This window comes from Arthrobacter tumbae (genome assembly GCF_016907495.1).
GTDB lineage: Bacteria > Actinomycetota > Actinomycetes > Actinomycetales > Micrococcaceae > Arthrobacter_D > Arthrobacter_D tumbae.
This window is the reverse complement of the sequence record NZ_JAFBCC010000001.1, coordinates 3,510,506-3,534,024: the sequence shown is the minus strand read 5'-3', so window position 1 is coordinate 3,534,024 and position 23,519 is coordinate 3,510,506. Positions and strand designations below refer to the sequence as shown.

23 protein-coding genes are annotated in these 23,519 nt (G+C 61.8%); 14 read left to right on the top strand and 9 right to left on the bottom strand.

Annotated features, from left to right (window positions below; translation table 11 throughout):
• The first annotated feature begins 70 nt into the window (after positions 1-70).
• On the top strand, positions 71-1,597 hold the full coding sequence (locus tag JOD47_RS16635; RefSeq protein ID WP_204536028.1) for an LCP family protein: 1,527 nt from the start codon (positions 71-73) through the stop codon (positions 1,595-1,597).
• Positions 1,598-1,603: 6 nt separating this feature from the next.
• Here the strand turns inward: JOD47_RS16635 and JOD47_RS16630 are convergent, their stop codons facing one another.
• On the bottom strand, positions 1,604-3,553 hold the full coding sequence (locus JOD47_RS16630) for a M13 family metallopeptidase (protein WP_204536026.1): 1,950 nt from the start codon (positions 3,551-3,553) through the stop codon (positions 1,604-1,606).
• 228 nt (positions 3,554-3,781) lie between these two features.
• Here JOD47_RS16630 and leuA point away from each other — a divergent pair, with 228 nt between their 5' ends.
• The 3 genes from leuA to JOD47_RS16615 all read left to right on the top strand — a co-directional run bounded on the left by leuA (position 3,782) and on the right by JOD47_RS16615 (position 7,123).
• Entirely contained in the window at positions 3,782-5,512 is a 1,731-nt protein-coding gene (gene leuA, locus JOD47_RS16625; protein WP_204536024.1) for a 2-isopropylmalate synthase, read from the top strand.
• 73 nt (positions 5,513-5,585) lie between these two features.
• Positions 5,586-6,335 carry a DNA repair protein RecO gene (recO, locus tag JOD47_RS16620; protein ID WP_204536022.1) on the top strand — a complete coding sequence of 250 codons (750 nt, stop codon included), beginning with the start codon at positions 5,586-5,588 and terminating at the stop codon, positions 6,333-6,335.
• The gene (locus JOD47_RS16615) at positions 6,332-7,123 is read left to right on the top strand and encodes an isoprenyl transferase (RefSeq protein ID WP_204536020.1); all 792 of its coding nucleotides are present in this window, start codon (positions 6,332-6,334) and stop codon (positions 7,121-7,123) included. Before recO ends, JOD47_RS16615 begins: the two co-directional genes overlap by 4 nt.
• On the opposite strand, the gene JOD47_RS16610 is transcribed toward JOD47_RS16615, so the two are convergent.
• Entirely contained in the window at positions 7,120-8,184 is a 1,065-nt protein-coding gene (locus JOD47_RS16610; protein ID WP_204536018.1) for an alpha/beta hydrolase, read from the bottom strand. The two genes, JOD47_RS16615 and JOD47_RS16610, sit on opposite strands and share 4 nt — an antisense overlap.
• Positions 8,185-8,250: 66 nt before the next feature.
• On the opposite strand from JOD47_RS16610, the gene JOD47_RS16605 reads away from it, so the two are divergent.
• Positions 8,251-9,327: a quinone-dependent dihydroorotate dehydrogenase gene (locus JOD47_RS16605; RefSeq protein WP_204536016.1), complete on the top strand. Its 1,077-nt coding sequence runs from the start codon at positions 8,251-8,253 to the stop codon at positions 9,325-9,327.
• Positions 9,328-9,349: 22 nt separating this feature from the next.
• Here the strand turns inward: JOD47_RS16605 and JOD47_RS16600 are convergent, their stop codons facing one another.
• On the bottom strand, positions 9,350-9,937 hold the full coding sequence (locus tag JOD47_RS16600) for a DUF3043 domain-containing protein (protein WP_204536014.1): 588 nt from the start codon (positions 9,935-9,937) through the stop codon (positions 9,350-9,352).
• Between the two features lie 60 nt (positions 9,938-9,997).
• Between JOD47_RS16600 and JOD47_RS16595 the strand changes: the two genes are divergently transcribed.
• The 6 genes from JOD47_RS16595 to JOD47_RS16570 all read left to right on the top strand — a co-directional run bounded on the left by JOD47_RS16595 (position 9,998) and on the right by JOD47_RS16570 (position 16,186).
• A complete protein-coding gene (locus tag JOD47_RS16595; protein WP_204536012.1) occupies positions 9,998-11,398 on the top strand; it encodes a dipeptidase in 1,401 nt (466 codons plus the stop codon).
• A gap of 207 nt (positions 11,399-11,605) precedes the next feature.
• Complete coding sequence (locus JOD47_RS16590) at positions 11,606-11,989, top strand: HesB/IscA family protein (RefSeq protein ID WP_204536010.1); 384 nt, start codon at positions 11,606-11,608, stop codon at positions 11,987-11,989.
• Positions 11,990-12,209: 220 nt separating this feature from the next.
• On the top strand, positions 12,210-13,091 hold the full coding sequence (gene ctaC, locus JOD47_RS16585) for an aa3-type cytochrome oxidase subunit II (RefSeq protein WP_204536008.1): 882 nt from the start codon (positions 12,210-12,212) through the stop codon (positions 13,089-13,091).
• A gap of 4 nt (positions 13,092-13,095) precedes the next feature.
• Positions 13,096-14,817, top strand: a complete 1,722-nt coding sequence (ctaD, locus tag JOD47_RS16580; protein WP_204536006.1) for an aa3-type cytochrome oxidase subunit I — start codon at positions 13,096-13,098, stop codon at positions 14,815-14,817.
• Positions 14,818-15,219: a cytochrome c oxidase subunit 4 gene (locus JOD47_RS16575; RefSeq protein ID WP_204536004.1), complete on the top strand. Its 402-nt coding sequence runs from the start codon at positions 14,818-14,820 to the stop codon at positions 15,217-15,219.
• 184 nt (positions 15,220-15,403) lie between these two features.
• Positions 15,404-16,186 (top strand): GntR family transcriptional regulator, encoded by a 783-nt coding sequence (locus JOD47_RS16570; RefSeq protein WP_204536002.1) that lies wholly within the window; start codon positions 15,404-15,406, stop codon positions 16,184-16,186.
• Positions 16,187-16,268: 82 nt separating this feature from the next.
• Here JOD47_RS16570 and qcrB read toward each other — a convergent pair whose 3' ends face one another.
• From qcrB to ctaE, 4 genes are all read right to left on the bottom strand, one after another.
• Positions 16,269-17,954 (bottom strand): cytochrome bc1 complex cytochrome b subunit, encoded by a 1,686-nt coding sequence (gene qcrB, locus JOD47_RS16565; RefSeq protein ID WP_307836358.1) that lies wholly within the window; start codon positions 17,952-17,954, stop codon positions 16,269-16,271.
• Positions 17,951-18,979: a cytochrome bc1 complex Rieske iron-sulfur subunit gene (qcrA, locus tag JOD47_RS16560; RefSeq protein WP_204536000.1), complete on the bottom strand. Its 1,029-nt coding sequence runs from the start codon at positions 18,977-18,979 to the stop codon at positions 17,951-17,953. Before qcrA ends, qcrB begins: the two co-directional genes overlap by 4 nt.
• 73 nt (positions 18,980-19,052) lie before the next feature.
• Positions 19,053-19,841 (bottom strand): cytochrome bc1 complex diheme cytochrome c subunit, encoded by a 789-nt coding sequence (qcrC, locus tag JOD47_RS16555; RefSeq protein ID WP_204536839.1) that lies wholly within the window; start codon positions 19,839-19,841, stop codon positions 19,053-19,055.
• Positions 19,842-19,952: 111 nt separating this feature from the next.
• Complete coding sequence (gene ctaE, locus JOD47_RS16550; RefSeq protein ID WP_204535998.1) at positions 19,953-20,591, bottom strand: aa3-type cytochrome oxidase subunit III; 639 nt, start codon at positions 20,589-20,591, stop codon at positions 19,953-19,955.
• Positions 20,592-20,740: 149 nt separating this feature from the next.
• Between ctaE and trpD the strand changes: the two genes are divergently transcribed.
• Positions 20,741-21,799 (top strand): anthranilate phosphoribosyltransferase, encoded by a 1,059-nt coding sequence (trpD, locus tag JOD47_RS16545; protein ID WP_204535996.1) that lies wholly within the window; start codon positions 20,741-20,743, stop codon positions 21,797-21,799.
• Positions 21,800-21,807: 8 nt separating this feature from the next.
• Here the strand turns inward: trpD and JOD47_RS16540 are convergent, their stop codons facing one another.
• The gene (locus tag JOD47_RS16540) at positions 21,808-22,089 is read right to left on the bottom strand and encodes an Lrp/AsnC family transcriptional regulator (RefSeq protein ID WP_056549538.1); all 282 of its coding nucleotides are present in this window, start codon (positions 22,087-22,089) and stop codon (positions 21,808-21,810) included.
• A complete protein-coding gene (locus tag JOD47_RS16535; protein WP_204535994.1) occupies positions 22,086-22,529 on the bottom strand; it encodes a DUF3054 domain-containing protein in 444 nt (147 codons plus the stop codon). Before JOD47_RS16535 ends, JOD47_RS16540 begins: the two co-directional genes overlap by 4 nt.
• A 114-nt stretch (positions 22,530-22,643) precedes the next feature.
• Here JOD47_RS16535 and JOD47_RS16530 point away from each other — a divergent pair, with 114 nt between their 5' ends.
• Together JOD47_RS16530 and JOD47_RS16525 are read left to right on the top strand one after the other, a co-directional pair.
• Complete coding sequence (locus JOD47_RS16530) at positions 22,644-22,916, top strand: DUF2277 domain-containing protein (RefSeq protein WP_204535992.1); 273 nt, start codon at positions 22,644-22,646, stop codon at positions 22,914-22,916.
• Between the two features lie 160 nt (positions 22,917-23,076).
• Entirely contained in the window at positions 23,077-23,496 is a 420-nt protein-coding gene (locus JOD47_RS16525) for a VOC family protein (protein ID WP_204535991.1), read from the top strand.
• Positions 23,497-23,519 lie beyond the last annotated feature (23 nt).

The window sequence follows — 23,519 nt, the reverse complement described above, 5'->3', positions numbered from 1 at the left end:
TCGTTGAGCTACAGATGCCCTGGGCACAGGGGCCGCAGAACTTTGAATCACGTCGAAAGGGCCGAGCGAGATGAGTGAATCCGGCAGTGAGCGGATTAACTCCACGGATGGCATCCGTTTGGGGACTGGTGGCCGGCATCTCGGCAAGGGACGGCCGCGCGCCCTGCAGATAGTCGCGATCTCGCTCGTTGCAGTGCTCGTGGCGGCCATCGGATTCGTCGCGCTCTCGGTGGTCCGCCTGCAGGGAAACGTTGCCACCGAACCCCTCAATCTCTCTACCGACGGTGAATCCCAACTGCCCGTCGATCTCAGCAGGGATCCTGTCCAAATTCTGATTATCGGCAGCGACACCCGCGCCGGGCAGGGTGGTGCCGGCGAGCCCGAGGATGTCGAGGGCCAGGCGGACGTCATGATGCTCATGACCATGTCCGCAGATCGAAGCAACGTCACCATGGTGAGCTTTCCGCGCGACCTGCTGGTTCCGCTGCCGGCCTGCGAGAATCCGGAGAGCGGAGTAACCAGTGAGCCAATGGCGTTGGGCCAGCTCAACAGCTCACTTGCCAACGGCGGTCCCGGTTGCACTGTCGCGGCCATCAACGAAATCACCGGCCTGCAGATAGACCACTTCATGATGGCTGATTTCAATGCGGTCACTGAGCTTTCCAAGGCAGTGGGTGGCGTGGAAGTCTGTGTCAACCAGGCCGTTGACGACGAATTCTCCGGGTTGGAACTGCCGGCCGGTACCAGCGAGGTGGAGGGTGAGCAGGCTTTGGCCTTCCTGCGCACACGGCACAGCTTCGGCACCGGGGGAGACGAAGGCAGAATCCGCGCGCAGCAGGCTTTTCTCGCGTCGCTGGCGCGGAAGATCAAGGAAGAAGGCACGCTCAGCAACATTCCGCGCCTCTACTCCATTGCCGAAGCGGTCACCCGGAACCTGACGGTCGACGACGGTCTCGCCGAAATTCCGGAGCTGCTCAAACTGGCCGGCCGCCTGCAGGAGGTTGACCTCGGCAACGTCGCATTCGTGACTGTGCCCGTCGTTCCCTATGAACTCGATCCGAATCGTCTCGTCCTGGACGAAGACAAGGCCGATGGCCTCTTCGCGGCCCTTCGCGCCGATCGTGACATCACCGAGCCGGTACAGCAGCCCTCGCCGTCAGCGAGTGCGAGTCCCGAGACGGATCCGTCGGGCACTCCTGAGCCGACGCCGGAACCCGAGCCCACCCCGACCGCCGAGGAGCTCGCTTTCGATCCCGCGTTGGTCCCCTTTACTGTGCTCAATGCTTCCGGAGAGTCGGAGCGGGGCCAGGAACTGCAGGAGGTACTGCTCGCGGAGGGTTATATCCAGGCATCTGTCGCTGATGCAGACGATCGTCCGGCAACCCAACTTTTTGTGGGCCCCGGCTATGAGGGAATCGCACCCGTGGTCGCGGAACTGTTCGGGCTGGCTGATGTCCAGGTGATTCCAAGTGGAACCACAATCGGACTGGAACTTTCCATCGGCAGTGATTTCACCGAGGGTGAGACCATCGAGACCCAAGGCGTCTCCGGCGACCTGAGCGGCCAGACGGCCGCCCAGGTGACCTGCCAATCCTGATCAGCTCTACCAGATCCTGACCCGTTCTTCGGGTGCAAGCCACAGAGCGTCCTTCTGGTTCACGGAGAAAGCGTCATGGAACTCGTCGAGGTTGCGCACGACCTGATTGCACCGGAACTCGTTCGGTGAATGAGGATCGATGGCGATGCGCCGTGCAGCTTCTTCAGGGCGGATGTTCTGACGCCAGCATTCGGCCCAGGAATAGAAGAACCGCTGAAATCCGGTCAGTCCGTCAAGAACAGGCGCCTCTGCTCCATCCAGGCTGATTACATAGGCTGCGAGACTGATTCCCAGTCCGCCGAGGTCGCCGATATTTTCTCCAAGGGTGAGTTTCCCGTTGACCGGATGATCCGCGGCCTCTGTGGGAGCCAGCTCAGCGTATTGGCTGACAAGCCGTCCAGTGAGGGCCTCGAATGCCGTCCGGTCCGCTTCGGACCACCAATTGTGCAGCGCGCCCGTCCCGTCGAACTGTGATCCCTGGTCATCGAAACCGTGCCCGATCTCGTGACCGATGACGGCGCCGATCGCTCCGTAGTTGGCGGCTGGATCAGCATCGGCGTCGAAAAAGGGCGGCTGCAGGATCGCGGCGGGAAAGACGATCTCGTTCATTGTCGGCATGTAGTACGCGTTCACTGTCTGGGGCGTGAGGTGCCACTCGCCCCGGTCAATGGGGCCGTCGAGCTTGGCAAGCTGCCGGTCCGTTTCGAACTCGGTCGCTCTGCGCACATTGCCGTACAGGTCACCGGGGATGACCTGTAGCTTCGAGTAGTCGATCCAGCGATCGGGGTATCCGATCTTCGTGGTGAAGAGACTCAGCTTCTCCAGGGCGCGTGCACGCGTTCGGGAGCTCATCCATTCGAGACCGTTGATCCGCTGTTCGTATGCAGCAAGGACGTTCTCAACCAGTTCCAGCATGGTGGCCTTGTGCGACTCGGGGAAATGGCGTGCCACGTACTCGCGCCCAACGGCCTCGCCCATGGTTCCCTCGACAACAGCGACTCCCCGTTTCCAACGCTCCCTCAGCTGCGGCGTACCGCTCAGCGTGGTCCCGTAGAACGTGAAATGTGCTCCGACGAATTCGTCACTGAGGAACGGGGCTGCGTGCAACAGCACCCTGGCGCCCAGCCAGTTTTTCCACACATCCAGCGGAACTTCTTCCAGCGCACCTGCGAGAGCGTCCACGTAACCCGGCTGGTTGATGATCAATTCACCAGGAATCCCGACGCCGGAAGTCAGTCCAGTGAGCCAGGTTTCCAGAAGCGGCGCATCTCGGATGAGCTCCGCGGTCGTGCGCAGATTGTAGGTGGCCTGTGGGTTGCGCCTGGTTACGGTGTCCATGTGCGAAGCAGCGAGCCGGGCTTCGAGATCGAAGACGCCGGCCGCCGCGGCCCGGCTCTCGGGGCGCCCAGCCAGTTCGAACAGCTGGTGCAGCAGCTCGACGTATCCGAGCCGTGCCCCTTCGAACTTGGCCTCCCGGTAGTAGGACTCATCGGGCAGTCCTAGTCCGGACTGGTAGAGGTGGAGTAGGTAGCGTTCAGGGTTTCCTGCGTCGTTGCTGACGTAAGGCAGGACAATACCGGCTGCGCCGGCGCGGGTGAGCTCAGCGTCCAGACGGACAACGTCTGTGACAGCCGCAGCCGCATCGATTGATTCAAGCATCGGCTGGACCGGTGCGGCGCCCGCTGCGTTGAGGTGATCTGTGTCCATGAAGTCCGCGAAAAGTACTCCGATTCGGAAGCGGTCGCCGTCGTCGTCCGTGTCTGCTGCAGTATCCTCGACGATTCTGCGAACGGCCAACTCGGCAGCATCCGCCAGCTGCGAGAATGAGCCCTCGCGGGCCCGGTCCTCGGGAATGGGAGTGTTTCGAAGCCAACCGCCATTGACGTGGCGGAAGAGGTCGTCCTGGGGGCGAACATCGGGATCGACGTTCGCGACATTGATGCCGGATGCGGTCATGGAAGCTCCTTCGTTGGTGCGTCTTCTCATCCTAGAGGCCGTGCTAGTGTTGAATCGTGCGCGCAGAGCTGCTCCTTCTTAGCTGCCGTGGCGGGGCCCAACCGACTGGTTAGTCAGCACTTGACTACCGTGTCGCAGGCCGAACCCCCGCCGCGGAGTCTGTGTTGCCGGCCGCCATCCTGTGAAGCCAGAGCTTTGAAGCTCACCCAAGGAAAGGCCCCCACCGCCATGCGCAATGCACAGAAACCCTCTGGAATGCCGTTCCACAAGTATGTTCCGTTCCAGGACCAGATCACCGTGGAACTCCCGGACCGCACCTGGCCTGACAGGATCATCACGAAGGCCCCGCGGTGGTGCGCCGTCGACCTCCGTGACGGCAACCAGGCGCTCATCGATCCCATGAGCCCGGAGCGCAAGCACAAGATGTTCGACCTGCTGGTGCAGATGGGCTACAAGGAGATCGAAGTAGGTTTCCCGTCCGCTTCCCAGACCGACTTCGACTTCGTCCGCCAGCTCATTGAGGGCGATCGCATCCCGGATGACGTGACTATCCAGGTACTCACCCAGGCACGCGAGCACCTGATCGAGCGCACCTATGAATCGATCGAAGGCGCTGACCGGGCGATCGTCCACCTGTACAACTCGACCTCGGTGCTCCAGCGCCGTGTGGTGTTCAACCAGGACATGGACGGCATCGTCGACATCGCGCTCACGGGTGCACGGCTGTGCCGCAAGTTCGAGGAGAATATGGGTGACACCCACATCACCTACGAGTATTCGCCGGAATCCTTCACCGGCACCGAACTCGAATTCGCCGCGCGTATCTCCAATGAGGTCGCCGCGGTGTTCGAGGCGTCTTCCGACCGCCAGATGATCCTGAACCTGCCGGCAACCGTGGAGATGGCCACCCCTAATGTCTATGCCGACTCCATCGAGTGGATGTGCCGCAATCTCGCCGACCGGGACGCCGTGATCCTGTCGCTTCACCCCCACAACGATCGCGGCACCGGTGTCGCGGCCGCGGAGCTTGGCTACCTTGCCGGCGCTGACCGCATCGAGGGATGCCTGTTCGGCAATGGGGAACGCACCGGAAATGTTGATCTCGTGACCCTGGGCATGAACCTGTATGGGCAGGGCATCGACCCGCAGATCGACTTCTCCGACATGGATCACGTCCGCCGAACCGCAGAGTACTGCAACCAGCTCAACGTTCCCGAGCGCTCACCCTATGGTGGAGACCTGGTATTCACTGCTTTCTCAGGCTCGCATCAGGATGCGATCAAGAAGGGTTTCGAGCGGATGGAGGCGGATGCAGATACCGCTGGCAAGACGGTCGAGGACATTCCCTGGGCGGTGCCGTACCTGCCGATCGATCCGAAGGACATCGGACGGTCCTACGAGGCTGTGATCCGCGTCAACTCGCAGTCGGGCAAGGGCGGCGTGGCCTACCTGCTCAAGCATGAGCACAGCCTGGACCTGCCTCGTCGGGCGCAGATCGAATTCTCGGGTGTCGTCCAGCGCCGCACGGATACGGTGGGCGGCGAAGTGAGCGGAGCCGAGCTGTGGGAAACCTTCCAGGACGAGTACCTGCCGTCGCGTAACGGGGCGTGGGGTACCTACGTCCTGACCTCGACGAACACCGACACGTCAGAAGACGGCCGGTTCAACCTGACCGCTTCGCTTCTGGTTGACGGCATCCAGCAGCGCCGCTCTGCACAGGGCAACGGACCAATTGATGCCCTCCTGGCCATCCTCGGCCAGGACGGCGTGGACGTGCGCGTCCTCGACTACACCGAACACGCACTGTCATCGGGCGGCAACGCCAGGGCGGCGGCCTACGTCGAGTGCGCGGTGGGGGAGCGGGTGCTATGGGGCATCGGTATTGATGCCAACTCCACCATGGCCTCGCTGAAAGCTGTGATTTCCGCTGTCAACCGAGCTATCCGGGACCGTAGCTAGCATCAGCGGCAGTGCATCCCCTGGCCTGGCGCGGCGATGGCCGCGTCAGGCGCTCCGGATGGGAAAATAGAGCGTGCCCAGATCATTCGCGTCGCGAACCTACACGACGGAAGGCGTCGTCCTTCGCACGTACAAACTCGGTGAAGCCGACCGCATTATCGTGCTCCTGACCAGGGAACACGGTCAGGTACGCGCTGTTGCAAAGGGAGTCCGGCGAACCAGCAGCAAATTCGGAGCGCGCCTGGAACCGTTCATGACAGTGGATCTCCAACTGGTTGCAGGACGCACCCTTGACGTCGTCACACAGGCCCAGACGCGTGGCGCCTACGGGCACGGCATCGCATCCGACTATTCCCGCTACACCGCTGCCGCAGCTATCGCTGAAACCGCTGAGAAGCTCACGGATGCAGACGGCGAGTCCGCAGGGGCACAGTACGGCCTGGTGATCGGTGCCCTGTCCGCGCTCAGCAGGGGCCTCCATCCGGCGGAACTGATTCTTGACTCCTATCTGCTGCGTGCATTGGCCACCGCCGGCTGGGCGCCGAGCTTCACCGACTGCGCACGGTGCGGTGCGGCTGGTCCCCATACGGCGTTCTCGGCCGCTTTGGGCGGTGCCGTGTGTGCCTCCTGCCGGCCGCCCGGTGCAGCATCACCATCACCTGACGCCATGGCCTTGTTGGGGGCGCTGCTGTCGGGAAACTGGGAGATTGTGGACACAGCCGAGGCTTTTGCCCGGCGTGAAAGTGCGGGACTGGTAGCTGCCTACGTACAGTGGCATCTGGAACGAGCAGTGAAGTCCCTCAAACATGTGGAGCGCGTGTGACAAATTCCGCCAGCGAGCCGTCGCAGCCGTGGCCGCATTCCAGCGGTGAGCGTCCGCCTGCCATCCCCGCGGAACTGGTGCCGGCTCACGTGGCGATTGTGATGGATGGCAACGGACGGTGGGCCAACGAGCGTGGGCTCCCCCGTACGGAGGGCCACCGGGCCGGTGAGGCGGCGCTCCTTGACGTCATTGCCGGAGCCATTGACATCGGGGTCAGGTACGTCAGTGTGTATGCATTCTCCACCGAGAACTGGAAGCGTTCCCCGGACGAGGTGCGGTTCCTCATGGGGTTCAGCCGAGATGTGCTGCGGCGGCAGCGGGATCAACTCAACGAGTGGGGAGTGCGCATTCGGTGGGCCGGACGGAGCCCGCGGCTCTGGCGCTCGGTGATCAACGAACTCGAGATCGCAGAGGAGCGGACGCGCTCAAACTCTGTGTGCACCCTGACCATGTGCGTCAACTACGGGGGGCGGGCTGAAATTGCCGATGCGGCCAGGGGCATCGCTGAAGACGTGGCGGCCGGCCGGTTGAAGGCGTCATCTGTCTCGGAGAAGACCATCCAGCGCTACCTGGACGAGCCGGACCTGCCCGATGTCGATCTCTTCCTCCGCACCTCGGGTGAGCAGCGCACATCCAATTTCATGCTGTGGCAGTCCGCATACGCGGAAATGGTTTTCATGGATGTCCTGTGGCCGGATGTCGACCGCCGCACGCTGTGGAAAGCTGTCGATGAGTATGCCGCGCGCGATCGCCGCTATGGCGGAGCAGTCGACAAAGCCCGATCCTAGACGTCCGGCAGAGGCAGGCTCCGGCTGTAGCAGCTTACCCATCGATCGAGTTCGGCATACACCTTCCGACGCACGGGTTGAGGAGAAAGCAGGGTGTCATGGAGTGCGCCCTCGAACCGGCACACGGTGACGTGGGGCCCCAGCTGCAGCGCACGCTGCGTCATGACTGTCACATCGAGCACGCTGTCGGAGGAGAGCATTGCTTCGTTCCATACGGGACTGATGGTTGATCGCGAGGAGGACAGAACCAGGACCGGGATGTCGATGGAGAGTCCCCGGCGCACGTGGGCGTGTCCGCTCAGGACAGCGGTGAGCCAACCGGCCCGGATGGGAAACCCGAATTGCGGCCGCCATTGCCCGTTCAGTTCCCACTCGCCGTCGGCCAGGTTGCTGATGCTTCGCCAGTAGAAGCCGAACTCCGGCAGTTTCAGGCGAGCTTTGGGCCTGAACCTCGTGATCGGCTCCAGCAGTCCCTGCGTGGTGGTGCGGAGGATTGCACTTCCCTGAATGTCCAGCCATGGGCTGTTGAGGATGAGGCTTGATACCCGCCCCGGAAAGCGGTCTGCCCACAGCGACGCGACCAGGGCACCGGTGGAATGTGCCATGAGGGTGATGCCGGACGGCGGCATGCCGGTTCTGGCTGCGATGTCCTCGGCGAGGGTTTTCAATGCGGCGGCGATGTCGTCGTCGTACTCCGACAGGTCCGTTACGTACCCTGGGGTCTGCCATGGCCGCAGGCTTCGTCCATACTTCCGCAGGTCCAGGGCGTAGAAGGCAATACCGCGGTCGCTGAAGAAGTGAGCCAGCTCGTGCTGGAAGAAGTAGTCGCTCCAGCCATGGAGGTACAGCACAGCCCGCACTGCCGACGCCGGTCTATTGCGTTCGCGCAGTCGTTTCAGTGCCGCGCGCGCTGTGCTGCGCAGGCCGGCCGGCGCCGCCACGGCGGGCGGGGTATAGGAGATGAGCGTGGCTACGCAAGGGCCCTCCTCATCTGCGCCAAGGTGAAGTTCGGTCAAGGCAAATCCGTCGCCCAGGTGGTCCGGCTGCCAGTTGATGCCCATTGGTCGAGGATATCGATGCCATCGTCAACTTGGTGAAGCGGCAGCGGCCGTGGCAACTTTGATCTCATGCGAATTTATCCCGCCTTCTTCCGCGTCGTCTTCAGCGGTATGGACCCTGAGCGCGCGCACCGGATCGGCTTCAGCCTGATCCGGTGGACGGGCAGGACCCCGGCGGGCAGTGTGCTGCGCCGTATCACTGCGCCCTCCGCCGAACTGCGGACGACGGCGTTCGGCGTCACCTTCCCGTCACCGTTCGGGCTGGCGGCCGGTTTCGACAAGGAGGGACATGGCATCGCCGCCTTGACGGACCTCGGCTTCGGCCATGTGGAGATCGGAACGATCACCGGACAGGCCCAGCCGGGAAATCCGAAGCCGCGGCTGTTTCGGCTGGTTCATGACCGGGCGGTGATCAACCGGATGGGATTCAATAACGACGGCGCGGCTGCGGTTGCTCCGCGCATCGCCGCTGCACGGCGGACACTTGAGAAGCGCTACCCGTCGATACGGCCTGTCATCGGTGTGAATATCGGCAAAACGAAAACAGTGGACCTGCGCGATGCGGTGGCCGACTACCGAATCTCCGCCAGGGAGCTGGCCCCGGTTGCCGACTACCTGGTGGTCAACGTCAGTTCACCCAACACGCCGGGACTCCGCCTGCTGCAAAGTGTCCGCTCCCTCCGCCCGCTCCTGAAAGCCGTGCGTAAGGCGGCCGATGAGAGCGCGGGCCGTCACATACCGCTGCTGGTGAAAATCGCACCGGACCTGAGCAACGAGGATATCGATGAGGTAGCGGCTCTGGCCCTGGAGCTGGAACTGGACGGCATCATTGCAACAAACACCACCATTACCCGCGGGGGCCTTGTGACCGACGCGGAAACCGTGATGGCCTGTGGGGTGGGTGGGCTGAGTGGTGCTCCGCTCAAGGAACGGTCCCAAGAGGTCCTCAAGCGCTTACGGGAGGCAGCCGGTCCCGAACTGGCCCTGATCTCGGTGGGCGGAGTGGAAACAGCGGACGACGTCGTCGATCGCCTCAACGCTGGAGCCACCCTTGTGCAGGGCTACACAGCATTTCTTTACGAGGGCCCGTTTTGGGCATCGTCAATCAACCGCGCGCTGAGGAAACGCCTGCCTCTGAACCGCTGAAGCGGAGCGCGATGTTCCGCCGCTAAGCGGGGAACTGGCCGCGCTTTACCTGCGGCTTGGGCAGCCGCAGCCGCCGGATCTGCATTGCACGTGAGATTCCATACCAGAGATCCCCGCGTCCCGGTTCGCCGAACTTTTCCGTCAGCCGCGCCTTGAGCTTGCGGCGCAGGAGAAGACAGTCAACGATCACGGCCATGATGATCACCCAGAAGGTGAGCATGACGTAGCCCTGAAGAGTCAGATTGGGAATGAAGCTCAGGAAGACGAAGACCAGCGCCGCAAACATCAGGAACTCGGCGACATTCCAGCGGGCGTCCACATAGTCACGGACATAGCGTCGGGCTGGGCCCTTGTCCCGGAACGGCAAATGCCGCTCATCACCGTTCTCGAGGGCACGCCGCATGCGCAGTTGGTCTTCGCGCCGTGCCAGCCGGCTGGCGTCCCGCGCGGCCTTCCGATCATTAGGAACCAGGGGTCGCTTTCGAGCCGCCTCCTGGACGCTGCGCCTGGGCGTGGGCGCGCCCTTGCCGGCCGTTCTCAATCGTTGCTCCTCCGCAGCCTGTTCGGCGGGATTCTCAACAACGGCAGCGTCTCTTTTTCGTCCAAACACCCCTCTAGGATACCCGTCCTGCGGGTCGTGTGTTCCGCACCCGTGTGTAGGCTCGAAGGCATGAATATGCTTCCTACCACTGCCCTCCCGGACACCACCGTTGCTGCCCTGCGTTCCACCGTCGACTCGGCGTTCAGCCGGACGGTCGAAGAGCTCAAATCGCTCGTCGCCATTCCCGGTGTGGCCTGGGCGGCGTTCGACCCCGCGGAACTTGATCGCAGCGCCGAGGCGGTTGCTTCGCTTGTGAGGTCCACGGGAATCGGGGATGTGCAGATTCTCCGCGTGGACAACAACGGCACGCCGGGTGGTCCTGCCGTCGTCGGACGGCGGCCTGCTGCTGCAGGGAAACCCACCATTCTCCTGTACGCGCACCATGACGTTCAGCCTCCCGGTGAACGGGACCTGTGGGAGAGCGAGCCGTTCATCGCGGAGGAGCGCGGTGACCGGTTGTACGGCAGGGGAGCGGCCGACGACAAAGCCGGCATCATGGCCCACATCGCGGCGGTCCGTGCGGTCGTTAATGTCCTGGGGGAGGACCTTGGACTGGGCATCACCCTGTTCATCGAGGGCGAGGAGGAGGCTGGATCGCCAACGTTCCGCAGTTTCCTCGAGGAACACCGTGAACTTCTGCGCTCCGACGTCATCGTGGTGGCGGACTCAAGCAACTGGAAGGTCGGCGTTCCTGCCCTCACAACCAGCCTGCGCGGATTGGTTGACGGGACCATAGAGGTCAGAGTCCTCGAACACGCGGTCCATTCGGGTATGTTCGGCGGCCCCGTGCTGGACGCGCCGACCCTGCTTGCGCGGCTCATTTCGACACTCCACGACGACGACGGAAGCGTCGCCATCGAGGGGCTTGTTTCGACCGACGACGCGGATGTGGACTACCCGGAAGCAGATTATCGCGCGGATGCTTCGGTTCTCGACGGCGTGCAGCTGGCAGGCACCGGCTCACTTGCCTCGCGGCTATGGACGAAGCCCGCGCTGTCCATCATCGGCATCGATGCGCCAGGCGTGGCTGTATCGTCCAACACACTGTTGCCTACAGCGCGGGCGAAGTTCAGCCTTCGGCTTGCTCCCGGCCAGGACCCGCAGGAGGCTATGGCCGCCGTCGAGCGCCATGTGCGCGCCCATGTCCCGTTCGGGGCCGCGGTAACGTTCACGCCGGGGGAGTCAGGCAACCCCTTCTCCACCGATACAACGAAGCCTGCGGCCCAGATCGCACTATGGGCGTTGCAGACCGCCTGGGGAACGCAGGCCGTGGAAGCCGGAATCGGGGGATCCATACCGTTCATAGCCGATCTGACGGAGGTCTATCCGGAAGCGCAGATTCTGGTGACCGGCGTCGAAGATCCAGACTCCAGGGCGCACAGTGCCAACGAATCACTCCACCTGGGCGAGTTCAACCGTGCGGTGCTCGCGGAGGCGCTGATCCTCGCGCGGCTCAACGCCGGCGGCTGATCAGGTCACAACCGGGCCGCCCATGCTTCGGGGCGGCCCGGAATGTTTGAGGTGGATGGTTTGTTACACAGCTGGGCAGGCTGTGCGCACCGGACGTACCATGGGACGGACAGCTCTGCGAGGCGCTGAGAGCCACACGCCGCCCGGCGTCGTATCCGAGGCGCGCGAGTCGGCGTGGCGGGCACAAAGTTAAGGAGAACGCACATCATGAGCACATCAACGAGCGAACCGACCATCCAGACGGCCGCAGACACCGAACTGCCGGTCCATGAGGTCAACCTGTCGGATGTTGCTGCCGGCAAGGTACGCAGCCTCCTTGAGCAGGAGGGACGGACGGACCTGCGTCTGCGCGTAGCGGTGCAGCCCGGAGGATGTTCGGGCCTGATCTACCAGCTCTACTTCGATGAACGGGTGCTTGATGGGGATGCGGTCCGTGACTTTGACGGCGTGGAGGTCATTGTCGACCGCATGAGCGTTCCCTACCTCGCCGGGGCCTCCATCGACTTTGAGGACACCATTTCCAAACAGGGCTTCACCATCGACAACCCGAACGCCGGCGGGTCCTGCGCATGCGGTGACTCCTTCCATTAGGAGTCCATCCCGAAAGTGAACTCCAAAGCCCCCGTCACGTATCCGAAACAGGTACGGACGGGGGCTTTGTTGTCACACGATGGCTGCCGTTGCGGGTAAGCTCTACAGTGAGTAGTAAAACTGAAAGTGCATCGCGTTTGAGTAGCAGCTCAGGCAGCGTCGTGCACGGAAATGCTGCCACCGTCGGTGGCACCGCACGTGAGAAAAGGAAGGGCCGTCTGTGAGTTCGCAGGACCGAACCGGCAGCCGACGCGCGAAGATTTTCAAGGTCTCAAGCCTCGTGGTCGTGGCTGCGCTGTTCTTGTCTGGTTGTTCATCAGAAGTCCAAAAAGGTTGGTTACCCACCGAGCGTGACACCACCAATCACACCGGCCGGATCATTGACCTGTGGGTCAACTCCTGGATTGCCGCCCTGATAGTAGGCGTCATCACCTGGGGCCTGATCATCTGGTGCATCGTCGCGTACCGACGTCGTCGCAATGAGACCGGGTACCCGCGACAGATCAGCTATAACCTTCCGCTGGAAGTGTTCTATCTGACCATCCCGATCTTCATGGTGCTGGTGCTTTTCTACTTCACCGACCGCGACCAGCAGATCATCGACGCACGTGTTGAGGACCCGGACGTCATCATCGATGTGCGCGGCAAGCAGTGGTCGTGGGACTTCAACTACGTTCTTGAGGACAAGTACTCTTCAGGGGTCCAGGCTCAACTCGACGGCGAGCCAGGCGTGCCGGAAACTCTTCCGACGCTCTATCTGCCGGTTGACCAGACGGTTGAGTTCCGTCTCAACGCGCGTGACGTCATCCATTCGTTCTGGATTCCGGCCTTCCTGCAGAAGCGCGACATGATCCCCGAACGGGAAAACTACATCACCCTGACTCCCACGCGTGAGGGCGTCTTCGAAGGGAAGTGCGCCGAGTTGTGCGGCGAGTACCACTCGGAGATGTTGTTCAACGTAGCGGTTGTGTCTGAGGAGGAGTACCAGTCTTATCTGGAAACCCTTGAGGACGGCCAGCTGGGCGAAGAGTATGACCGCAATCCGCAGACTGTTACCGGCGAGAGCCCCAGCGGAGCTGACGAGCAAATTGGGCAGGATTAATTAGATGTCTACTTACGAGTACACCGCCGAGGACGCCGGCACTACGGTCGCCCCGCGGGTTGTTCCGCGGTCCAAGGGACGCATAGTCGTCAACTGGATCACCTCTACTGATCACAAGACCATCGGGTATATGTACCTGATCGCCTCGTTCGTGTTCTTCTGCCTTGGCGGCGTGATGGCGCTAGTCATCCGCGCCGAGCTGTTCGAGCCTGGTATGCAGATCCTGCAGACCAAGGAGCAGTACAACCAGCTGTTCACCATGCATGGCACCGTCATGCTGCTCATGTTCGCTACCCCGCTGTTCGCCGGGTTCACGAACGTCATCATGCCGTTGCAGATCGGCGCACCCGACGTGGCTTTCCCCCGGCTGAATGCGCTGGCTTTCTGGTTCTTCCTCTTCGGCAGCACCATCGCAGTCTCCGGGTTCATCACGCCGCAGGGCGCGGCATCGTTTGGCTGGTTCGCGTACGCTCCGCTGTCGAATACGACCTTTTCTCCCGGGGTTGGTGGTGACCTGTGGGTCTTTGGGCTTGCGCTTTCGGGATTCGGCACCATCCTCGGCGCTGTCAACTTCATCACCACAATCATTTGCATGCGTGCTCCCGGCATGACGATGTGGCGTATGCCGATCTTCACCTGGAACGCACTGGTCACGTCGATACTCGTTTTGATGGCGTTCCCCCCGCTGGCGGCCGCGCTGTTTGCGCTTGGCGCCGACCGTCGGTTCGGAGCACACATTTTCGATCCGGATAACGGGGGAGCGATCCTGTGGCAGCACCTCTTCTGGTTCTTCGGACACCCAGAGGTGTACATCATTGCGCTTCCGTTCTTCGGCATAGTGTCCGAGATATTCCCTGTCTTCAGCCGCAAGCCAGTCTTCGGCTACAAGGGACTGGTCTTCGCAACGATCGCCATTGCGGCGCTGTCCGTGACGGTGTGGGCACACCACATGTACGTGACCGGCGCTGTTCTGCTGCCGTTCTTCGCTTTCATGACCATGCTGATCGCAGTGCCCACCGGAGTGAAGTTCTTCAACTGGATCGGCACAATGTGGCGGGGTTCAATCACCTTCGAAACCCCGATGCTCTGGAGCCTCGGTTTCCTTGTCACCTTCCTGTTCGGTGGCCTGACCGGCATCATCCTTGCGTCACCGCCACTGGACTTCCATGTGTCCGACACCTACTTTGTGGTGGCTCACTTCCATTACGTGGTCTTCGGTACCGTGGTCTTCGCGATGTTCGCCGGCTTCTACTTCTGGTGGCCGAAATGGACCGGCAAGATGCTGAACGAGCGGTTGGGCAAAATCCACTTCTGGCTCCTGTTCCTCGGCTTCCACGGGACGTTCCTGATTCAGCACTGGCTCGGTGTCATCGGGATGCCCCGCCGTTACGCCGACTATCTGCCTGAGGACATGTTCACCGCTATGAACCAGTTCTCCACCATTGCCTCCTTCGTTCTGGGAGCATCGTTGATTCCATTCTTCTGGAACGTCTACATCACGTGGCGCAGCGGCACCAAGGTCGAGGTCGACGATCCGTGGGGCTTCGGAGCGTCGCTGGAGTGGGCTACTTCCTGCCCGCCACCACGACACAACTTCACCTCCCTGCCCCGTATCCGCTCGGAGCGGCCGGCACTGGACCTGCACCACCCGGAGCTGGCGCAGTGGCACACTCCCAGTTCACCGGCAGGCCAGCTGCTCGGATCCGCTGATCGGAAGGACGCTTAAGTGAAGGTAGAAACACGACTGTTCCTCCTGCTGGTGCCCTTCTTCGTGCCGGTGGCCATCGTTTACGGATTTCTGACCAACTGGACTGAGTGGGTCGGCATTCTGGGGATTCTCCTGGTGGGCGGACTCTCCGCAATGATCGGCTTCTATTTGGGCTTCACTGGTCGACGCGTCGGGCTGCGTCCTGAGGATCGCCGCGATGCGGAAATTCACGAAGGATCAGGCGAACAGGGTCACTTCAGCCCTTGGAGCTGGTGGCCCCTCGTCCTCGGCCTATCTGCTGCAGGAGGGTTCCTGGGACTCGCTGTAGGCTGGTGGATCGTATACGTCGCCGCCGGGCTTGCAGCCATCGCGCTCGTCGGTTGGGTGTTTGAGTACAGCAGGGGAGACCACGCCCACTAGGCGCCTACGAAGCGCTTCATCGAAGGGTCCCGTACATTCAATGTGCGGGACCCTTTGTGCGTCATCCTTCGGCTAGCCGGAATTCCTCCCATTTCCCAGGCTCCTCCTGCCGAGCTGTAGAATGGAGCGAGCATACCGGTCTAGTTCACTGGGGGTGGAACGCCCTTGCATACCAGGAGCCAACATGGCGGATCAGCTCAGCGCACTCAGCACTGCACTCAACGGCAGGGGCGCCAAGCACGTGCAGCTCCGCGAACTGCTGCGGGATTACATCCTGCGGCATGCGGAGCCTGGCACGGCCATCCCTTCCGAGCGAAAGCTGACCGAACACTTCGGCGTTGCGCGGATGACGGTACGCCATGCCATCGATGCGCTGGTCGCCGAAGATGTGTTGGAGCGCATCGTGGGCCTCGGCACCTTCGTTGCCCACACGAAAGTCGACCTGCAGATGAAGCTCACCTCATACAGTGAGGAGATGCACCGCCGGGGTATGGTGCCGGATGCCCGTGTACTCAGCTTCGAGCAGATGGCTGCCACGCCGCTCATTGCCCGCGAGTTGCAGATCGAGCAGGGACTCCCGGTTGTGAGGTTCCGGCGTCAGTTGCTGGCGGATCGTGAACCCATGAGCGTGGATGAGAACTTCATTCCGGCACACCGTGTACCGGGAATGCTTGATGATGACCCGCCCACGTCCCTGTACAACGTTCTCAGCGAGAAGTATGGGCTCGTTATGGAATGGGGAGAAGATACAGTGGAGGCGACTGCGGCATCGCCGTCCATTGCCCGCTTGCTGAACGTCGAGATGGGCGCGCCGCTCCTGAAGATTCAGCGGCACGCCTATGTTGCCCGCGCGATGGTGGACTATTCCGTCTCGTATTACCGGGCCGACCGCTACAAGCTCTGGGTTCCGCTTCAGCGCCCGGGCGTTCGCACTCCCCGGACGTACACTGCCAAGCGCTTCAGCTGAGGTACCTGCCGGAAGGAAAGCCGGTAAGACAAAGGAGCGGGGCGCACAGTGTGCGCCCCGCTCCCTGGCCTTTCAGCCTCCACTACCTACTGGAGATGGCAGCCTTGTCATGCTCGTTCGCAACCTCGCCATGATGGCCGTGGGAGTGAGCTTCCTCGAGCTCGGCCGGCGTCACTGGTGCAACGCGATCCTCGAAGAAGAACTTCGAAGCCCACGCCCGGCCCTTCTCGCCCTTTGACACATGGCCATTCACATCCGCCTGGGCGGACAGGGCCTCGGGGGAATCGAAGCTCACCAACTTGTACCGCTTGTACTCATCCACCGGCTCGTGAACCTCGATGAATTCGCCGTGAGGAAGCCGCACGATGCGACCGGTCTCGCGGCCATGGAGCACAATTTCGCGGTCCTTGCGCTGAAGAGCCAACGCAATCCGGCGGGCGACGATGAATCCGATGAACGGACCGATGATCACCAGAGCCCGGAGCCAATAGGTCACGTCATTCAGCGAGACCATGAAGTGCGTAGCGATGAGGTCGGAGCTGGCTGCTGCCCACATGACGCAGTAGAACACGACGCCTGCCACGCCGATGCCGGTGCGGGTAGGAGCATTACGCGGCCGGTCGAGCAAGTGCTTCTCGCGGCGGTCCTTGGTTACCCAGGCTTCGATCCACGGCCAGGCGAACAGGAGCGTGAAGACGATACCTGCAGGCACGAGCGCAGGGAACAGGACGTTCAGCGAGAGCGTATTGGTGCCCCAGGGGAACGGAATCTGCCACTCGAAGGGGAGACCAGCCAGGATGCCAGGCATAAGCCGCAGCGCGCCATCTACCCAACCGATGTACCAGTCCGGCTGCGTGCCGGCAGAAACAGGGGAGGGGTCGTAGGGTCCGTAGTTCCAGATCGGGTTGATTGTGAACGCTGCCGATATGGCGGCGATGATACCGAAGACAATGAAGAAGAAACCGCCCGCCTTGGCAGCATACACAGGGCCAACCGGGTAGCCCACCACATTGTCGTTGGTGCGGCCGGGGCCGGGGAACTGAGTGTGCTTGTGAACAACGACCAGGAAAAGGTGCATCGCGATCAGAAGGAGAATCAGAGCGGGAATCAGGAGTATGTGGAGCACATACAGGCGCGGAATGATGACGGTGCCCGGGAATTCACCCCCGAACAGGAAGAAGCTGATGTAGGTTCCCACCACCGGAATGGATTTGATCACGCCGTCGATGATACGAAGACCGTTACCGGAAAGAAGGTCGTCCGGAAGCGAGTATCCGGTGAATCCTGCGGCCATCGCCAGGATGAGCAGAACACCTCCGATGACCCAGTTCAGCTCTCGTGGCCGGCGGAATGCACCGGTGAAGAAAACCCGAAGCATGTGCACCGACACTGCAGCGACGAAGAGCAAGGCCGACCAATGGTGTACCTGGCGCATAAACAGCCCGCCGCGGATATCAAACGAGATATCCAGCGAGGAAGCGTACGCCATGGACATTTCGATACCACGCAACGGTACGTAGCTGCCTTCGTAGTGTGTTTCGGCCATCGAAGGGTCGAAGAAGAAGGTCAGGAAGGTGCCGGAGAGCAAAAGGATAACGAAGGAGTAAAGCGCGACCTCGCCGAACATGAAAGTCCAGTGGTCGGGGAAGATCTTTCGCCCAAGCTCTTTGACGATGGCGGAACCGCCAACGCGGGTGTCGACGAAGTTGGTGATCTTGCCAACGCTGGTTTTTGGCTGGTACTGGTGTCCAGTTGCGGTGCTGCTCACACTCCACGCTCCCAGTAACTTGGTCCTACGGGTTCTTGGAAGTCACTCGTCGCTACCAGGTAACCTTCATCATCCACCGAGATGGGCAGTTGTGGTAGCGGCCGGACGGCCGGGCCGAAGATGACCTTGCACTCCTGAGTGAGATCGAAGGTCGACTGATGGCACGGACAGAGCAGGTGATGAGTCTGCTGCTCGTAAAGGGCCACAGGGCAGCCCACGTGGGTACAGATCTTTGAGTAGGCAACAATGCCGTCATAGCCCCAGTCCTCACGCCCCGGAGACGGGTTCAGCGATTCCGGGCTCAGGCGCATCAGGAGGACAACGGCCTTCGCCTTTTCCTCCAGCTTGTGTTCAGCCTCATTGAGGCCCTCCGGGATGACGTGGAACGCCGAGCCCATGGTGACGTCCGATGCCCTGATCGGCGTGCCGCTCGGATCGCGGGTCAAGCGAACGCCTTCATCCCACATGGTCTGGCGAAGCACATCACCGGGCAGGGGACCAAGGTCGCGGAAGATTGCTATGGCCGGGAAGATTGCGAGGATTCCGGCGCCGAGGAGCGTATTGCGGATCAGCGGGCGTCGCTTGATTCCGGATTCTTCCAGGATGTCGCCAACGATCTTCTCGGCGTCAGCCCGGTCTGCTTCCGGTCGGATCTCGTGCCGGTCCTCAGCAATTTCATGGTCGGGCATCAGGGTTTTTGCCCAGTGCACGATCCCGACGCCAATGCCGAGCATGGCAAATGCGGTTCCCAAACCAAGGAGCAGGTTCTGAAGGCGGAGGGTTCCGATGGTCTGATCGAGCGGTATGAAGAAATACCCGAAGAAGAAAAGCAGGGTACCGAAGATGGAGACGAGGAACAGCACTCCCACCTGGCGCTCTGCGCGCTTCTCTGCGCGGGGATCGGTGTCAGCCAAGCGCGGCCGGTGCGGCGGGAGTCCAGGGTCCTGGAACTTCTGCACGCCGCCCTGACCAGGTTTAGCTACGGTAACCGCGTTCTCCGGGCTGCCGTGACTATGGTCGGCCATGATCCCTCTCATCCTTCTTTAGAAACTTCACTCGTCAATCCTGTGTAGTTGGTTATTCTGCGGCATCCGCCCGCTACGAGGAGCGGGATGTCAGCCAGACTGTGAATGCGATGATCACTCCGAGCCCTGCAACCCAGATGAAGAGACCTTCTGACACCGGTCCGAGAGAACCGAGGTCCGCTCCGCCCGGGGAACCCTGCTCTTCAATGATGTTGAGGAAGGCGATAATGTCCTGTTTGTCTTCTGGGGTGATGTTTGCGTCGCTGAATACCGGCATGTTCTGAGGCCCGGTGACCATTGCCTCGTAGATGTGCTTGTCGGTCACGCCTTCGAGCGCCGGGGCGAACTTGCCCCGGGTCAAGGCTCCACCTGCGGCCGCAGCGTTGTGGCACATTGCGCAGTTCACCCGAAAGAGTTCACCGCCGGCGGCGGGGTCGGCACCTTCAAGGCCGAGTTCCTCCTCGCCTGGAATGGACGGACCGGCACCTAGTGAGGCAACGTAGGCCGCCATCTGCTGGATCTGCTCATCAGTGAACTGAACCGGCTTCTGCAGCGCCTGGGGGCCCTGCATCTGCAGCGGCATGCGCCCGGTGCCGACCTGGAAGTCAACGGACGCGGCTCCAACGCCGATCAGCGACGGGCCGTCCTCCGTACCGGAGGCACCCATGCCATGGCAGGTGGCGCAGTTGGCCACGAATAGCTTTTCGCCTTCTTCGATGTCACTGGCCGAGAAAGTGGTTTGTGCCTTGGCCTCGTTCGCGTTGCTCGCGACGGCGTAGATGCCACCTGTTAGCAACAATCCCATGAGCAGCAGCGCTATTGCTGCCAGGGGGTGACGCCGCCTCTGCGAAAGTGCCTTCACGTCCTGTTTCCTGCCTTCTGTATTGCTTCGGTACGTTCCACGATTGGTGTCAGCCATCTTCGCGACCGCCACGCTAATTCTACACCGGGTAGAAAAGGGTTCAAGAGCAATCTACTTCAAGAAGTAGATGATGATGAACAGCCCGATCCACACCACGTCAACGAAGTGCCAGTAATACGAAGTGACGATCGCCGACGTCGCTTCGAAATGCCCGAACCGTTTGGCTGCGTAAGCACGTCCGATGATGAAAAGGAAGGCGATCAGACCGCCGATCACGTGGAGTCCGTGGAAGCCGGTGGTGATGTAGAAGGACGACCCGTAGGCGTTTGCGGAGAGGGTGATTCCTTCGGCGACGAGCTCTGCGTACTCATAGGCCTGAACCGCAACGAAGACCGAGCCCATGAGGAAAGTCAGAAGATACCACTCGACCATGCCCCACCTGGCGATATTGAAGACGCCACCTACCCTGCGCGGCTGGAGCCGCTCTGCAGCGAACACACCCATCTGGCAGGTGAATGAGCTCGAGACCAGGATGATGGTGTTGATCAGCGCGAAGGGCACATTCAACTTCTCGGTTTCGGCAGCCCAGAGTTCACCGGACGTGGAGCGCAATGTGAAGTACATGGCGAAGAGTCCGGCAAAGAACATAAGTTCACTGGAAAGCCATACAACCGTGCCAACCGAGACCATGTTCGGCCGGTTCAGTGTTGGATGCGCAGTGGAGCTGGGGGCATGGGTCGCTGTCGTCACCCTGACATTATGTCTCTAAAAGTTCCCACTTCACCAATGCGAATCGGTGTCGGCGCGCCCCGCACGCACGCGCGGGTACGCAAGTTGCCAGTAACGGCGCGGGAGTAACAACGTGATGAGTTTCTACAATTCGTAGATAACCTAGGGGAGTGACCGCGATTCCCGCTTCCGAAGCCCCTGCAACCAGCTGGCCGCAGCTGATCTCCAAACTCATCGAGGGGAAGGATCTCACCGCGCCGCAGACCCGGTGGGCAATGGATTCCATCATGGAAGGGGTTGCCTCGCACGCCCAGGTCGCCGGATTCCTGGTGGGCCTGCGAGCAAAGGGTGAATCCGTCGAGGAACTGGTGGGGCTTGTCGAAGCGATGCTCTCGCGTGCCCACCGGATCGATGTGGCAGGGCCCGCCCTCGACATCGTGGGCACCGGGGGAGACGGCCTGAACACGCTCAACATCTCGACAATGTCCTCACTGGTGGCCGTCGGTGCCGGTGCCAGGGTAGTCAAGCACGGCAACCGCGGAGCCTCTTCGTCCTCAGGTGCCGCCGATGTCATCGAGGCGCTCGGAGTGCGGCTTGACCTGTCAGTTGACGACGTCGCGCGCTCGGCGGAAGAAGCAAACATCACCTTCTGCTTCGCGCAGGTCTTTCACCCGTCGATGCGCCACGTCGCTGTGCCGCGCAGGGAACTCGGTGTCCCTACCGCCTTTAATTTTTTGGGTCCGCTCAGTAACCCGGCCGGTGTCGAAGCGCAGGCCCTGGGTTGCGCGAGTGAACGTATGGCGCCGCTCATGGCAGGCGTTCTCGCTGCCCGCGGAGTCCGGGCGCTGGTCTTTCGGGGCAGCGACGGCCGCGACAAATTGACAACAAGCGGATCATCCACCGTCTGGGAGGTACGCGGCGGCGCCATCGCCGAACACACGGTCCACCCGGGTGATTTCGACCTGCCGGTGGCGACTGTCGAGGCCCTGCGAGGTTCCGACGCCCAAAGCAACGCGAGAGTGGTCCGTGCACTGCTGGCGGGGGAGAAGGGCCCGGTGCGGGACGCCGTCGTACTTAATGCGGCAGCGGGACTGACAGCGCTGGACACTGAGCACTCGGCCCCGCTCGTTGTGCGCATCAGGGCAAACATGCGCCGCGCAGAGCAGTCTATCGATTCCGGCGCAGCGCAGGCAGCGCTTGACCGGTGGATAGCCGTCACCAGCAGATAGCTGGGCGGTCAGCCCTCGAAGCCAAGGGAGAAGGCGGCGTCGAGATCATGCTTGGAGTAGGACCTGAACGCGATCTGGGTGGTGGTCGACTCGACGCCCTCCACCTTTGAGAGCCGGTCCGCAATCACATCCGCGAGATCTTCGTGGCGGTTCACCCGCGCAATGGCGATGAGATCCCATTCACCTGTGACTGAGTACACCTCGCTGATTCCCTCAAGCTCGGAGATCTCCTGGGCGCACTCCGGGATGCGGCTGGCGTCGGTCTGTATGAGTACGAAAGCGCTGATCATGTGGATGCTCCTTGGGTTCGGCTGGTGGCGGTTGTGGTGGGTGGTAGGGGACGACGGCGCCGCACGAGACGTGCACCGGCACGCGGTGCAGTGAGGAACAGTCCCAGGACGCCGAGCGCGACAATCTGGAAGGACACAGCCGCACCGTCACCGAACAGGACCCGAAGCGCCAGGCCGCCGGCCGCCGTGCCCAGCCATAACGGGAGTGCAGTGCGCAATAGCGAAAGCGCCCGCGGCCACGGGCGCAGAATCGCCGTGGTGACGAGGTATGCAACGAGGAAGGGGAGTGCTGTCCGAGCGACACCGGAGGCGGAAAACGTCCCGTAATGGGAGAGATGTCCGAGGAGCGCAAAGAGGGAAATCAGCACGACGTCGGTGGTCAGCCAGGCTGTATATCCGCGCCTGATTCTAGCCCGGCGGCCGGGACTCGCACTCCTCATAGCCCCAGCCTACTGGTTCAGGAAGCAGGAAACCGCGTGTGTGCACGGCCCCGGCGCAGTGCGATTCGGTGCCCACCTGTTCCATGGTTCCGAAACTCGATCTACCCTTGAAACATGTGCAGGAATATCAGGACACTCCATAATTTTGAGCCCTCCGCCACCAGCGAAGAGGTTCATGCGGCTGCGCTGCAGTACGTCCGGAAAATCAGTGGTGCCACCAAACCATCAAAGGCGAACCAGGAAGCCTTCGATCGCGCTGTGGACGAGATCGGATTCATCACCGAGCGACTCCTGGCGGAGCTGGTCACTTCAGCGCCGCCGAAGGACCGGGACGAGGAGGCCGCGAAGGCGAAGGAGCGTTCAGCGCGCCGGTTCGCAACGGCCTGACTGGTTCGGTCGGTTCCTGTTTTCGCACGATCAAAGAATCAGCGTGCGGAGTACTGGGAGTCGAAACTGTTCGTGGTGCACTATGGTGACGGAGCGCACCGCAAGCGTGCCTTGATGACAGGCACCGGTCGCCCCGGTGATGCGACACGAGGAGACCGATATGACCACCCGCCTGAATCCCTACCTTGGCTTCCGGGATACCGCCAAGGATGCGATGACCTACTACCAGACCGTCTTCGGTGGTGAACTGACTCTCAGCACGTTCCGGGATTTTCAAGCCAGCGAGGACGAGAGCGAGCTGGACAAGATCATGCACGGAATGCTGACCGCCGACAACGGAATGGTCCTGATGGCGGCAGATACTCCCAACAGCATGGACTACACCCCGGGCAATACGTTTTCCATTTCCCTCAGTGGCGAGGACGAAGGAGAGCTTCGCGTTTATTGGGACCGTCTGGCCGGCGAGGGAACAGTGACTGTTCCGCTCGAAGTTGCACCCTGGGGCGACCACTTCGGAATGTGCACTGACAAATACGGTGTTGCCTGGCTGATCAACATCGCCGGTAAGCCGCAGCAGTAGCGTCAGTGGGAATCCAATCCATA